The 13,895-nt window shown below is 68.4% G+C and carries 7 protein-coding genes and 2 pseudogenes; 5 read left to right on the plus strand and 4 right to left on the minus strand.

What is annotated here, in order from left to right; genetic code table 11:
- Positions 1 to 130: 130 nt before the first annotated feature.
- Positions 131 to 1,612, plus strand: coding sequence for an NsdA family TPR-like regulatory protein (locus NRK68_RS24765; protein WP_505514230.1), 1,482 nt, complete (start codon positions 131 to 133; stop codon positions 1,610 to 1,612).
- Positions 1,613 to 1,754: 142 nt separating this feature from the next.
- Here the strand turns inward: NRK68_RS24765 and NRK68_RS24770 are convergent, their stop codons facing one another.
- The 4 genes from NRK68_RS24770 to NRK68_RS24785 are packed head-to-tail and all read right to left on the minus strand — an operon-like array spanning position 1,755 to position 7,577.
- Complete coding sequence (locus NRK68_RS24770; RefSeq protein ID WP_257856755.1) at positions 1,755 to 2,174, minus strand: hypothetical protein; 420 nt, start codon at positions 2,172 to 2,174, stop codon at positions 1,755 to 1,757.
- Positions 2,171 to 4,315, minus strand: a complete 2,145-nt coding sequence (locus NRK68_RS24775) for an integrase (RefSeq protein ID WP_257856756.1) — start codon at positions 4,313 to 4,315, stop codon at positions 2,171 to 2,173. Before NRK68_RS24775 ends, NRK68_RS24770 begins: the two co-directional genes overlap by 4 nt.
- Entirely contained in the window at positions 4,312 to 6,051 is a 1,740-nt protein-coding gene (locus NRK68_RS24780; RefSeq protein WP_257856757.1) for a hypothetical protein, read from the minus strand. The genes NRK68_RS24775 and NRK68_RS24780 overlap by 4 nt, the downstream gene beginning before the upstream one ends.
- On the minus strand, positions 6,048 to 7,577 hold the full coding sequence (locus tag NRK68_RS24785; protein ID WP_257857920.1) for a site-specific integrase: 1,530 nt from the start codon (positions 7,575 to 7,577) through the stop codon (positions 6,048 to 6,050). Before NRK68_RS24785 ends, NRK68_RS24780 begins: the two co-directional genes overlap by 4 nt.
- Positions 7,578 to 7,621: 44 nt before the next feature.
- Between NRK68_RS24785 and NRK68_RS24790 the strand changes: the two are divergent.
- The 4 genes and pseudogenes from NRK68_RS24790 to NRK68_RS24805 form a co-directional block, all read left to right on the plus strand.
- A pseudogene (locus NRK68_RS24790) lies at positions 7,622 to 9,097 on the plus strand (YifB family Mg chelatase-like AAA ATPase); the annotation flags it as partial.
- Positions 9,070 to 9,762 (plus strand): annotated as a pseudogene (locus NRK68_RS24795) (DNA-processing protein DprA); the annotation flags it as partial. The pseudogenes NRK68_RS24790 and NRK68_RS24795, both read left to right, overlap by 28 nt.
- 59 nt (positions 9,763 to 9,821) lie before the next feature.
- Entirely contained in the window at positions 9,822 to 11,018 is a 1,197-nt protein-coding gene (locus NRK68_RS24800) for a tyrosine-type recombinase/integrase (RefSeq protein ID WP_257856759.1), read from the plus strand.
- Positions 11,011 to 13,491: a tyrosine-type recombinase/integrase gene (locus NRK68_RS24805; RefSeq protein ID WP_257856760.1), complete on the plus strand. Its 2,481-nt coding sequence runs from the start codon at positions 11,011 to 11,013 to the stop codon at positions 13,489 to 13,491. The genes NRK68_RS24800 and NRK68_RS24805 overlap by 8 nt, the downstream gene beginning before the upstream one ends.
- Positions 13,492 to 13,895 lie beyond the last annotated feature (404 nt).

The raw sequence follows: 13,895 nt of genomic DNA on the forward strand, positions 1-13,895 counted from the left end.
CGGCCCATGCCAGGGAGGGCTCGCAGGGGGGCTCACAACTCGCAAAGCAGGTTCACCCAGGGTCCGCGAGGCAATACCCTCGGTGGCTCCAGACGCGGAGAGGTGAACGGCCTCCCCGTGCCCTGTCGGAATGCGTACGACTGCCCAGTCGACGCGGCTGGCCTCGTGGCGTTTCCTCGTCAGCAGCCATGTTGCTGACCTGGTGGAAAAGGGGATTCGGGTGGCGTCGACCAGCCGCCGGAAGCGTCCGCCGAACGCGGACCTGGACCGGCTCATCGAGACCTGCGGTGCGAGCCACAAGTCTCTGGCTCTGCGGGTCAACCAGCTCGCCCAGCAGGCAGGGCTGGAGACGGACTACTCGCATACCTCCATTGCGAACTGGTGCCAGCGCGGCATGATCCCCAAGTGGCCGGTGCCGACGTTCCTCGCACAGGCGATCTCCGAGCGGCTCGGCCGTCCGGTGGCGCTTGGCGAAATCGGTATGGGCGATGCGGAGACACCGGACGCGGATGTGGGGTTGGATTTCCCGCGGGACCGTGCTGATGCGGTCCGAGTGGCCACGTCGTTCTGGAGTTTCGTGAACCGCCGCGACTTCTTAACCGGATCCGGCTTCGCCGTGTCCGCGTTCACCACCCCCGTGACCCGCTGGCTGGTCACCCCCGCCGACGACGGCTCCGACCTCGCCGGCGGCAAGCAAGTCGGCCGCGCCGACCTCGACGAACTCCGCGATGCGGCCGACGAGGCCCGCCGCTGGGACTCCAAATACGGCGGTGGGAACTGGAAGGCAAACTCCGTCACCGTCTGCCTGCAAGAGCGGGCGGCCCCTCTGCTGCGGGGCTCCTTCACCGACAAAGTCGGGAAGGACCTGTTCTCCGTCACGTCCGAGCTATCGCGGCTCGCGGGGTGGACGGCCTTTGACGTCGGCCAGCACGATGTCGCCCAGCGGCACTTCATCCAGGCCCTCCGCCTAGCCCGCGCCGGGGGAGACGTCCAGCTCGGCTGCTATGTCCTGACCACGATGGCCATGCAGTCCCTGCTGCGGGGCTTCCCCTCCGAGGCCGTCGATATGGCCCAGGGTGCCTTCGAACGCGCGAAGGGCCAGGCCGCCCCGCGTGTCCTGGCCTTCACCAAGCTCATCGAAGCCCGCGCCCATGCTCGCGAGAGGGATGCCAAAGCAGCCTCACGGGCCCTGTCCGCGTCTGAGGACCTCATCAGCCAGGCCGACGAGAGCCCCGGTGACGAGCCTGCCTGGATCGACTTCTATCACCACGCACGCCTGTCGGCGGATGCCGCCGAGGTCTTCCGCGATCTGAAGAATCCGAAGGCGTCACTGGCCTGGAACCAGCGGGCCGCCGCGATGCCGTCCGGGGTCTTCACCCGGTCGGTCGGGATGCGGCTCGCGATCGTGGGGACCGCCCACCTCCAGGCACGCGACCTCGACCACGGCCTCGAGCTGGGCCACCGCTCCGTCGACATCCTCGCCCGCGTTCAGTCCTCCCGGGCCAAGGACTACGTCCGCGAGTTCAACACCGCCCTCGCCCCCTGGCGGCGCGAGCCGGCCGTCCGCGAGTTCATCCACCGCACCCGCACCGAACTCGGCATCGCGGCCTGAGGCGTACTTCCCCCTCCTCGAGGAGGGGGAAGTGCCGGTGGACGTCCCTGGGCGCGTACGACTTCCTCGTGCTCCATCACGTACGGACTTCTGTGCTCAACCATCTGTTCGATCTTGGGCGGTCACCTGCGGGCCGGTGGCCTCAGGCCGTGGGCGGACGGAACGGCACGACGTTCTCAGGTAGCTCGGGAGCCTGGGCCTGCCCCATGGACGCCTTCTTGTCTTGCGTGAGAACCGCGCTGGCAAGGGTCAAAAGGGTCACCAGAGCGCGAAGCTCTTTGAGCTCGGCGTTCTGGTTCGCGATGGTCGTCTTGAGCTCGACGACGCTTTTCCGGAGCCGTCTTTCGGACTCCGGGACCTGATGGGCTTCCGATCGGACCCGCTCGTAGAACTCGTTCTTGAGATCCACGTGCCGCTTCAGCAGGGCCATCCGGTGGACGCCGGCCTCGGCGGCGAGAGCGACGACGGTGAGGCTTCCGTTGGAGGCGACGGCCTTTCCTGCCAGAAGCCGGTCCATTGCCTCGCGGATGCGGGTGCGTTCTTCCTGGTCGTGCTGGTTCATGTCAGAGCCTCGGCGGTCTGGGCGGTGGCGTCATGGGTGTCGGCAGTGGCACGGAGCCTGGAGGCGTTCAACTGCAGACGCTTGGCGATCTTCTCTGGTGCCGCAGCGGCCAGCTGGTCGATCTCGCCAGCCCGGTCCCGCATCTGACGGGCGTGGGTATCGGTGCGGACCGTATTGCCGCAGCCGGACTGACAGGCGTACTGCCTCGGCGCGGTGGCACCCGGATCAGGTTCACAGAGCGCGTTGTCGTGCTTGAACGCGCAGATCAGGAAGGCGTCCGGGTTGTCATAGAGCACGACGCCGTCACGGGCGAGGAACTTGGCGGCCTTCCTCGCGAACGTCGTGGTAACTATTCGGCCCTCGAACCGTGGCGTCGTCGCGGCGGCGGTAACAGCCCGCCTGGCTGCCGGACCGGAGATATTCTCCCCGGCGGCTATGCGGTCACGCAGACGGGCCGCGGTGTCCGCAGCGGCGAGGGCGGTCTCGACGTCGAGCACGCTATGGATACCCCCACGGCTGCGGGAACCGTAGCCGCTGGAAGTTCGGGCATCCAGGACTGTCCGCATATGCCCGTACTGGATCGCGAGCGCGACCAGCCCGCCGGGACGCCGCGCGATATGCCAGGCCAGCGTTCGCCGGAACCGGGCCAAGCCGATGGTCCCGTGTGGATCCTCGGGGATGGCCAGATCGGGCAAGCCCAGGACCTGCGCTTCTTGGTTCGCCCAGCCCACGAAGTCCTTGATCCGGGTGCTCAGGCCCGCGTGTTTCAGTGCCCCGTGGTGGCCGCGCTGCTGCATGAAGTCGTGGTGTGCAGCGCTCAAAAGGAGCTCGCCAGGAGGCACCATCCGTTCCAGGACGCGGATGGCATGCACGACCGGGTGGATAGCAACCCAGGGGACCCCGCGCTCCTCACCCGCCGAGATGAGGTTGCCGTCGTGGTCGGTGACGTTCTTGAAGTGCCGGCCGCGGATCAGATGCCGACCGCGTGTGCCGTCGGTCGCAGGCTCGGGCTCGGGACAACAGCCGGACCGCAAGCCCTGCACCTCCTGCGGGCGCATACCAGTCAAATACAGGCAGATGACCGCTGCGGCCGTGCCCAGGTGCCGCATCAGCTCAGGGGCCTCGTCGAAGTCCATGTGCGTGCGCCAAGGCTTTCCGTTGATCCGCCCGGTGACCGGCACGCGCAAAGGAGACGGACCGGGAGACTCGTTGGTCAGGGCCGAGAGCCGGTGCTGTGCGGAGAAGCGGCCGACCTGACCAAGGCTCGCGCCGGTGACAGCGGCGATGTAGGTTCGGGCCAGTGCCATCTTGCCGCGCATCCGGACGGCGGGTAGTGCTGCACCCGCCCGGATGAGCGGCAGCAGGTGCTCCGCAAGAGCTTCCAGTCCCTCCGGGCGACTCGTGTTGGTGGCGGCCACGGCGACCAGCCGTCGCCTTTCGGCCCAGGCCGCGAGGATGTCGTCAGCGAAGTCGTCGACGAAGCGGATCGCCCAGACCAGCAACGGGCTCAGGGTCTGCGGGTCCAGTGGTTCCCGGCTGTTCTCTCCGGACGCGGAGCCGTCGGCCGCGGGGAGGAAGTCATCGACGCCCTCCTCCTCCCACGGGGGCCGCGTGACGTTCGCAGGGCGAGCGCTGAGTAGGTCGAAAGCCCAAAGATCGGACAAGATGACGCATATCTTCTCGGCGTAGGTGCGGGAGACGCCGTCCTTCCAACGCTCGGACATGTAGGCCCGCCACACCTCTTCGGTGCAGTCCCCGAGGCTGGTGAAGCGGCGTTCGTGCAGCCAGCGTGCCAGCCGCATCCATTCGTTGCAGGTGTCCCGCATGTCCGAGGCGGACGTCCTGCCCCGTGCCTGAGCCCCTCGCTCCTTGAGGTAGGTGGGCCGGAGCCGGCCGTTGAGCATCGTCCAGGTCACGAGTTTCATCTCCTCGAGCAGACGGGCTGGGCAGTTCCTCCAGGAGATCGACAGCAGGCTGGTGCTGGGATTGTCGATGAGAGGCGCAAGCGGCCAGACGGGCTCCCGGTAGCGGGCGTTGTAGTGCGTGTTGCCGGGGCTGATCCACTCGGGCAGCACCACCGGGCTGTCCGGGCCCGGCATGGCCAGGATGTACGGGTCGTATTCGGCAGCGAGGCTGGTCACGGGGCGAGGTCTTCCTTCAGCAGGAGCCGGACAACGGTGCGATCGGCATCACTGACGCGGGCCAGAGCCGCCGCCCAGGCGGCCGGGCCCACCTTCGTGTCGTCGCGGAGGTCTTCCAGACGCAGCAGATGATCGTTCCAGCGTTTCCGGAACGTGCGCTCATCCGTCGCGGACAGCAAACTCAAGATCTGCTGGTGCAAGTGGGCGAGCCGGGGGTGGTGCCCGGGATGGACGTGCGCGTTGGGGCAGGCCAGGCAGAGCAGGAAATCCGCCCCGCAGCCGCCTGCAGGAGCTGGCCAGGGGCTGGTCTCTTCGTCCTCGCAGTCCGCTGTCGCGGTCTCCTGATGCCCGGGGGCCGGCTCATCCGCGATCTTTCCGCCGAACGCAACAGCCCTAGCCTGTTCAAGGGCCTCGCGGGCCCCGTCTGCGAAGACATGCCGAGAAGCACGCTGGACCCGCTTGTCAGGCAGTACGTAAATACTCTCGTGGGTGCCCTGAGTGTGCTGCAGAGGGCGGCCCTCATTCGTCACCGTTGTCCGGCGGACCCGCCCGAACGGGGACCCGCCCAACCCGTTGTTCTTGGCCCACTGCTTAGCCATGGCGTAGGACACGCCGAACGACACCGGGCCCACCGGCGCGGGCCGGTCCAGATCGACGTGCTTCTGTTCGGCGTGATAGGCGCGAGCCGCCATGAGCAGGTCGCTCCCCGGCTTCAGGAGGTTGGCGAGCCTGCGCGAGTGGGCCGTTGCTTCCAGGGCCTGCGTTATCAGTCGGCCGGGAGAGTCAGCCCCGGAGTCCGTGACGTTCTCAGTGGAGAACCACTGTCCATCGCCAGCCCTGCGTTTTTCGACCCGGACCTGATAAGTCACCGAGGCAGTCTCCCCGGCTGACGGACTCCTCGTCGGCACTGGCATGCGGTCATAGACGGACAGGTTCCATGCGAACCGGTCCGTCAGCAGCACGGCCAGCGCGGTGAGTTCCATGCGGGTCAGGAACAGCCGGCCCCAGGTCTTCTCCAGGCCCGTGCCGCCCAGCGCACGGTGATGCGTGACCTGTTTCAGACCACCAGGAAGGGCAGTGCGGGGAGCGTCGCCGGTGCGGGCAATGTGGTCAAGCACCATCCCGATCTTCCAGTCGCGGCTGCCCTCAGCGATATCGCCCGCCCGCCAGCGGTTCAGTAGCTGGGTGTTCTCACCGATCCGCAACCAGGCAGACCGGAACTGACGCTGAGCCGTCAGCACCACCCGGTCCCGCTCACTCTCCTCGTAGGACTGCTTGCTCGGCACGGGCCGTGGAATCCGGCGTGCCAACTCCTCCGCCACTGGACCGTCGGCCAGTCGGGCATCGCCCTGCAGCAGGCCCCGAACGACGCGCAGTGTGGTCTTGCCGCTGTTGGTGTCGACGTGCCGATCCCGCCAGGACTGCAGGTCGGACGTGCTGAGACCGTCGAGATCATCTGGCGGGCTGCCCAGATCGGCGACGAACTTCGCGAACATCTCAAGACCGGTCCAGCAGGTCCTGGCGGTGGTGTGACTGGTCCAGCCGCGGGACCGAGCCGCGAAGGACGCAGCGAGCGACCGTTGCATCGGCTCGGCCACCGACAGTGCGGTGAAGTCGAACTCCTTCGTGAAGCCCGCCTTATTCGTGACCGTGACCACCAGGCCCTCCAGCGCCAGCGGGGGCTCGACGCGGTGACCGGACGGCGGCAGAACGGCCCGGCGTCCCCGCCCGCTCACGAAGCCGCCTCCAGGAGCGAGTCGATGTCCTGGATCCCGGCCGTCTCCCTGGCCAGCCGGGCGAAGACGCCGTCCAGGTCCTCAGCGTCCTGGCCCTCATCGTTGTTCTCCGCAGCGGCCAGAATCGACTCCAACTGCATGTGTGCGACGGGCGCGAGGTAGTGCCGCTTCGTCGTCTCCACGTCCGCGTGCCCCAGAAGCGTCTTCACCAGCCACCACGGATCACCGAACAGCAGGGCGAAGTCACGCCGATCCTTCCTCGTGAGCCCGTAGCGGGACTCGAACAGCTCGTTGAGCAGGATCAACATGAACAAGGCCATGGAATGCCGGGCGGAGTGCGGGGTGGCGTACGGAGTCTTCCCCTGTACTTCCGCCAGCCGGAAACGTCGCTCAACCTTCCGCTCCTCCTCGGTGAGCAGAACCTCCTCGCAGCGTAGGTTCGCCGCCCTGAACACGCCGTTCCACCGATCCGGGTCCATCGGCAGGCCCTGCTCGGTCAACCACAACCAGGCTGGCTCCGGACCATCCGGGCCTTCCAGGAACAACCACTGCCTCTCCCGCCAGCCCAGCAGGCTCAATTCCTGCCCGCCGACGACGCCAGCGGCATCCATCCACTCGACCTTCGGCTTCAGCCCCCGGCTCACCTTCGTGATCAGCCGCATCATCGGCAGCCTGTCGTAGGTCCCCTGTTCCTGGGCCCGCTGGACGGCCCAAGCGCGCTCGGACTCGACGTAAGCCTCGACCTGACCGACGGAGTCGACCGATGCGTAGAACGTGCGGGTGTTCTTCGACCTCGTCACGGCCCCCGCGATCCGGCCGTGCAAGTAGCGGCCGTGCCGCAACCGCTGCGTCGGCAACTCGAGAGTCAGCAGCGAACCACCCTCCTGCCGACGCAGGCCCGAGCTCAGCAACAGCTGCACGAAGCTCGTGTTGCGGATCTCCGTCCGTGACTCCCAACCCGGGGCCGCCACCCCCGCTCGAGTGTGCCCCCGTAGCCCGACGTCCGACCACAACCCCCATGTCCGCGGAGTCAGCCACGACACCCGCGAACTGACCGAGTCCGCAGCCCGGTCTTCCCGCCGCGACACGTCCACCGGCAGCGGGTAGACCTTCCCCCACCTGAACAGCTTCGTGAACGCAGCCGCCTCACGGTTCCACTTCGACCCGCCGATCCGCTCCGGGTTCTCTGGAGCCCGGCACCGCCAGTCCCGGAAGTCGGCAAGATCCTGCTCGGTCGCCTCTTTCCACGACAGCCCGCGGGACGACAGGAACTCCAGAAGTATTCGGATGTCAGTCGCATAATTGCGCTTCGATTCCCACTCCAGGTTCCGGAATTCCTTGGAGCGGACGAAATCCAGCAACTCCGGATCGACTACTCCATCCGGCCGGACAAAGACAGGATCGCCCGGCCGCAAACCGATCCGGGCCACCGCCCCAGGCAGATCCTGTACGCCGAGTACACCCTCGTTCGGCAGCGACCCCCATCTCAACGGGGCCGGCACACGCACCACATGCCACCTGCTCAACTGTTCCCTCCCCTGATGCTTGAACACGCTCAATCATCAGGGAACTGGTGAACTCCGGGGCGGCCTGGCCGCAGAAGAAGCTCACGGTCGGCCTGAGCCCGGCGTCCGTGCCGAAGGCCGGCGCCGGCTTCGACCTGGCCGTGGCGATCGCGGTGCTCGGGGCCGCCGAGGTGGTCGACCCGGGGGCCATCGCCGACCTCGTGCTGATCGGCGAGCTGGGGCTGGACGGGCGGGTGCGTCCGGTCCGGGGGATCCTGCCCGCCGTCCTCGCCGCGGCGGAGGCCGGCCACCGTCAGGTGGTCGTGCCGCAGCAGTGCGCGGCGGAGGCCGCGCTCGTGCCGGACGTCTCGGTGCTCGGCGTACGCAGCCTGCGCCAGTTGATCGCCGTCCTGACCGACGGGGTGGTGCCCGAGGAGGAACAGCCGGACCCGCCCGGCCGCCCGGACCCGATACTGGCCGGACTGCTCGTGCCCGGAGCGGGCCTGGGCACCGGTCTCGCGCCGGGCCGCCCCGGCGGGGACTGTGCCGACTTCCCCGACCTCGCCGATGTGACGGGGCAGCACACGGCGCGCCGCGCCCTGGAAGTGGCGGCCGCCGGCGGCCACCACCTGTTCCTGAGCGGACCGCCGGGCGCGGGCAAGACGATGCTGGCCGAGCGGCTGCCCTGGATCCTGCCGCCGCTCACCCGCCAGGACTCCGTGGAGGTCACGGCCGTCCACTCGGTCGCGGGAATCCTGCCGCCCGGCGAACCGCTGGTCTCCAGGCCCCCGTACTGCGCCCCGCACCACTCGGCGACCATGCAGTCCCTGGTGGGCGGCGGGACCGGGGTGCCCCGGCCCGGAGCGGTCTCCCTGGCTCATCGCGGCATCCTCTTCCTGGACGAGGCCGCCGAGTTCCACAGCCGGGCGCTGGACGCGCTGCGCCAGCCCCTCGAATCGGGGCACGTGGTCATCGCCCGCGCCGCCGGCGTGGTGCGGCTGCCCGCCAGGTTCCTGATGGTGCTCGCGGCGAATCCCTGCCCCTGCGGGCGGCACACCCTGCACGGGTCGGGCTGCGAATGCCCGCCCTCGGTGATCCGGCGTTACCAGGCCCGGCTGTCGGGGCCGTTGCTCGACCGGGTGGACCTGAGGGTGGAGGTCGAGCCCGTGACCCGCGGCGACCTGCTGGGGCAGGGCGGCCGGGGGGAGTCCACCGCGGTGGTCGCCGACCGGGTGCGCGCGGCCCGCGAGCGTGCCGGGGTCCGGTTCGCGGGCACCCCGTGGCGGCTCAACTCCGAAGTCCCGGGACAGGAGTTGAGGACCCGTTGGCAGGCGGCGCCGGGCGCGCTGGCGCAGGCCGAGCGAGAGCTGGAGCGGGGACTGCTCACGGCGCGCGGCCTGGACCGGGTCCTGCGGGTCGCCTGGACCGTCGCAGACCTGCGGGGCCGGGACCGGCCCGAGGCGCTGGACGTGGCCGTGGCGCTGGAGCTGCGGACCGGTATCGCCCGCGGGACCGTGTCGATGACGGGGGTGGGGACATGACCGGCGCGGGGGAGGAGGAGCTGCTGGCGCGGGCGGCGCTGACCCGGGTGCTGGAGCCGGGGGACGCGCACGGCGGGCGCTGGCTGCGGGAGTACGGCGCCGCCGGGCTGATGAGGCTGCTGACCGACCCGGAGGCGCCATGGCTGCCGCCGCCCGGGGTGGGGCCCGAGCGGCTCGCCGCGTACCGCAGACGGGCGGCGCTGGCCGACCCCCGGCGGGACCTGGAGCTCGCCGCCGGGTCGGGAGGCCGGTTCGTGCACCCCGGTTCGGCGGAGTGGCCGACGCAGCTGGACGACCTCGGCGACGAACGGCCCGTCGGGCTGTGGCTGCGGGGTCGGCCGAACCTGCGTACCTGGGCGCTGCGTTCGGTCGCCGTGGTGGGAGCCAGGGCCTGCACCCCGTACGGCGCGCACATGGCGCAGACCCTGGCCGCCGGGCTCGCCGAGCGGGGCTGGGTCGTGGTCTCCGGCGCCGCCTTCGGCATCGACGGCGCCGCGCACCGCGGGGCCCTGGCGCCCGGCGGTGCGACCGCGGCGGTGCTCGCCTGCGGGGTGGACGTCGCCTATCCCCGCGGACACGCCGGACTGCTCGGCCGGATCGCCGGTCAGGGACTCGTCCTCGGGGAGCTGCCGCCGGGCAGCCATCCCACGCCCAGCCGGTGTGTTAACTGCACTAAGTCTCTGATCATGAAGCGAGATGATCTACGTCTTCGAGGAAGTGTGTCTTGCAAGATCTGCACCGCCAGTTAATCGAGGGGCAGGCCGATGTGCCCCGTGTCGGCTCGGTCGTCGAGCTGGAGTCGATACCGCGGTACGCCGTTCTCGGGCCTGACGGGACCCCGGTCGCTCCCGTCGTCCCGTACCTGCGGGGTCTGACCCTGGACGACAACCGGCCGTTGACCATCCGGAGCTACGCGTACGACCTCCAGCGCTGGTTTCGGCTGCTGTGGTTCCTAGACGTCCCGTGGGACAGGGCGACCGAGGCGGAAGCCTCCGCGCTGGTGGGCTGGCTCCGGCTGGCTCCGAACCCCCAACGACGCCGGCGGAAGCCAGACGCCCCACGACCCGGCTCGGTGAATCCCCGCACCGGCAAGCCCTATCTCAAGGCGGGGTACGCGCCTTCAACGATCAACCACTGCCTGACCGTGATCTGCAGCTTCTACGCCTACCACCGGCACTACAACCGAGGTCCGCTGATCAACCCGGTGCCGGAGGCAGTCGCCCAGCGCCGGGCCCTCGCACACAGGGCTCCGGACGGCACGGTCCCGCAATTCCGGCGGGCCCGGTTGCGCCAGCGTGTCCGGCAGACCGACCCCCGGTCCATTCCCGACGCGATGTGGGACGAGCTCTTCGAGGCGATGACCTGCGACCGGGACCGGGCGGCCACCCTGCTCTACGTCTCCAGCGGCTCCCGGGCTGGCGAACTTCTCGGCGTCACCCCCGGTGACATCGACTGGGCCAAGCAGATGATCTACGTGGTGACCAAGGGCACCGACGACCGCGAGCCCGTTCCCGTGAGCCCTCAGGCCCTGACGATCCTGGCCGCCTACCTCGACACGATCGGGCTTCCCCCGGCCCACGAGCCGGTCCTGCGGACGATGCGGGGGCCGGACCGGCCGCTGACCTACTCGGCGATGCGACGGGTCTTCCAGCGGGTGAACGAGAAGCTCGGCACGAACTGGACCTTGCACGACCTGCGGCACACCGCCGCGAACCGCATGGCGAACGACCCGAACCTCACGCTCGCCCAGGTCCGGGCGATCCTGCGGCACACCGATCTTGCGACCACCGGCCGCTATCTCAACGCCCGGGTGGAGGATCTCTTCGACGCTCTGCAGGCCCACTACAGCCGCCCCCGGGTCCAGCGCACGTTCTCCGCTGGTTACGACGCTGAGGACATCAAGGCGGTGTTCGGTGGCTGATCACTCGATGGTTGAGGTCTCCACTGTCCGCAATCGGCGCCAGAACTACGCCGAGGTCCCGCGGTTCAAGGCACCGACGAGGTTCTCGAGGGCCTCGGTCAAAGCAGCGCCGGCACCGCGGCCGGAGAGGCCGCCAGCGCCGTTCGGGGACCTGTCGACGGCCGGCATCGCGGATGTGTGCGAACTGACCGGGGCGATCTGGCCGAAGGAGTCGAGGTCCGGGGCAGGGAAGCGCCGAGCTGGAATCCGCATTCTCTTCGGCCACTTGGCGACGCTGCCCGGAAACACCTGGCAAGAGCGATGGGAGGCCAGCGCTTTCAACGGCGAGAACGCCCTGTCGGTCCGAGTCCTCGGTCGCGAGGATGCACGCTGGGAGCAAAGCGACATCCTCTCTGCGCTGAAGGTGGCCTTCGTGGCGAGGATCATCCAGCCCTCGCTGCCCGGGTTCCGGGCGAACAAGTTCAGCGACTACGCCGATCCGTTCCGGCTGGTCCAGAAGGACCCTCGCCTGGACGAGTTCTTCGCAGTGGTCGACGCTCAGCACCACCTGACCGCAGTGCACCGGCAGCGCGCCAAATTCGACCTGACCTGCGCTCTCACAACGCAGGGCATCACCATGGAGCAACTGACTCCCTCGGCCCTGCTGCACTACTCGATCGAGAGCAAACGCCTGGGGCTCACCCATGGAGCCAACGGGGACACGACTCGGTTCGCGGCCCTGGGCACCTGGGAGATCCTGCACAGGATGGGGCACTTCCCGCCTGAGACGAGCCCGACCCTGCGGGCCTTCACCTACAGCGGCCAGCGAAGCGTCGAGGAACTTGTCGACGCCTACGGCATCAAGAACGTCGAGATCCGGCAGCTCCTGGTCGACTACCTGGCTCGCCGCAGAGCGGACACGGACTACGTCACCCTCCAGGCATTGGCCCGCCAGCTGGCCAGCCTGTTCTGGGCCGTGATCGAGGAGCTCAATCCCGATCAGCGCGACCTGAACCTCAGCCAGGAGCTCTATGACCAGTGGCGGGCTGAAATCCAGTACTGGCGGAGGGACGGCAAGACCGACCGCACCCGCCTCCGCAAGGACTCGGAATCCATTCTGCTGGCCGTCCGCGGCCTCTACCTCGATCTCCACAGCTGGGCCATCGGTGAACCGGAACGGTGGGCCCAGTGGGTGACGCCCTGCCCGATTCTGCCCCGGGACGTGAAGGGCTTCGGCAAGCGGCGCCGAGAGGTCTACCGGAGGATGGCCGACCGCACCCGCGTTCGCCAGCCCCTGTTGCCGGTCCTCGTCAGGCACGTCGAGGACCGCTACGAGCACCTGGCCGGCCTGCTGGAAGCTGCCCGGCCGATTCCACTAGGTGAGCACTTTGAGCACAAGGGCCGCCGCTACAGCCGCACCAACTCCCGCGAGGACCGCCGCCGGGCGAAGGTCCTGGCCGAGCCGGCCGTGAGGGTCACCGACCACGAGACCGGCGAGCTGATCCACGTCACGATGGCCGAGGACTCCGCGTTCTGGGAGTGGGTCGCCGTTGAGATCCTGCGGCACAGCGGTATCCGGGTCGAGGAACTGGTTGAGCTCACCCACCTCAGCATTCGCCAATACGAGCGGCCCGGTGGTGAGGTCATCGCCCTCCTGGTCGTGGCCCCCTCGAAGACCGAGCGCGAGCGTGTCATCCCGATGTCCGCCGAGCTCTTCCACGCCGTCGCGCAGATCGTCCGCCGACACACCCGCAGAGGCCACCCGATTCCCCTCTTGAGCCGCTACGACGGACACGAGAAGACCTGGTCAGAACCCATGCCGTTCCTCTTCCAACGGCAACTGGGAACCCGCCACGATGTCGTATCGCCGACAACAGTTCAGCTCATGATCCGCCGCAGCTGCGAGGAGATCGCCGAAACGAACCCCGCCTTCGCCGGCACCAAGTTCACACCGCACGACTTCCGCAGACTCTTCGCCACCGACATCGTCAACGGCGGCCTGCCGATCCACATCGGCGCAGCCCTACTCGGACATCTGAATCTCCAGACCACTCAGGGCTACGTCGCGGTCTTCGCCGAGGACATCGTCAAGCACTACCAGGAGTTCCTGAACCACCGCCGGACCCTGAGGCCCGAGGACGAGTACGTCGACGTCACCAGCGAGGAGTGGGACGAGTTCGAAGAGCACTTCGACAAGCGCAAGGTCGAACTCGGCAACTGCGCTCGCCCCTACGGATCCCCCTGCCAGCATGAACACGCATGCATCCGATGCCCAATGCTGCAGGTCAACCCCAAGATGCTGCCGAGGCTGGCCGAGATCGAGAAGGACCTGATCCTCCGCCGCAAACGGGCTGAGGAGGAACAGTGGCTCGGCGAGATCGAAGGCATCGACATGACCTTGACCTTCGTCCGAACCAAGCAGGCCGACGCTGCACGACTCACCCGCCGGACACCCGTAGCCCTCGGAATCCCGACCAGTCGCCCGCCGTCATGACCCAGAGAGACAGGCAGATCGAGTGCTGCCTCTCCCGGGCCGGCAGCCAGCGTCGCCAGGAAGCTACTCACAAGCCTGCTGACCTGAGCTGGCTTCTGAGGCGGCGGAGGACGGAGTAACTGCAGGTCAGAGGGTTGGAGGAGTACGTTGCCGGATGCAGAAGGGCAGCGAACAAGCCGTTCGCTCTGGCACGCCAAGAAAGTTGGAGCAAGGACCTCGCCTGAGAGGCATCGTCGCTGGTCAGGCGGATACGTGTTGCCGGGGAACGGTCCCGCGCAACCGTCTCTCCAAGAAATCTTGGAGAGACATCAAGAAAACAGGCCGTGAGATCCGTATAGAGGGTGGACCCGCCTTCCCAGAGGTGTGTTGAACAGAACGCGTCGTGCTGGTCCGACTGTTGGCTC

The organism is Streptomyces yangpuensis, assembly GCF_024666385.1.
In the GTDB taxonomy this organism is placed as follows: domain Bacteria; phylum Actinomycetota; class Actinomycetes; order Streptomycetales; family Streptomycetaceae; genus Streptomyces; species Streptomyces yangpuensis.

What these genes read in the sequence shown, in the direction of transcription:
- NRK68_RS24765 (WP_505514230.1), top strand. Translation starts at nt 131, where the DNA reads ATGCGTACGACTGCCCAGTCGACGCGGCTGGCCTCGTGGCGTTTCCTC.
- NRK68_RS24770 (WP_257856755.1), bottom strand. Translation starts at nt 2,174, where the DNA reads ATGAACCAGCACGACCAGGAAGAACGCACCCGCATCCGCGAGGCAATG.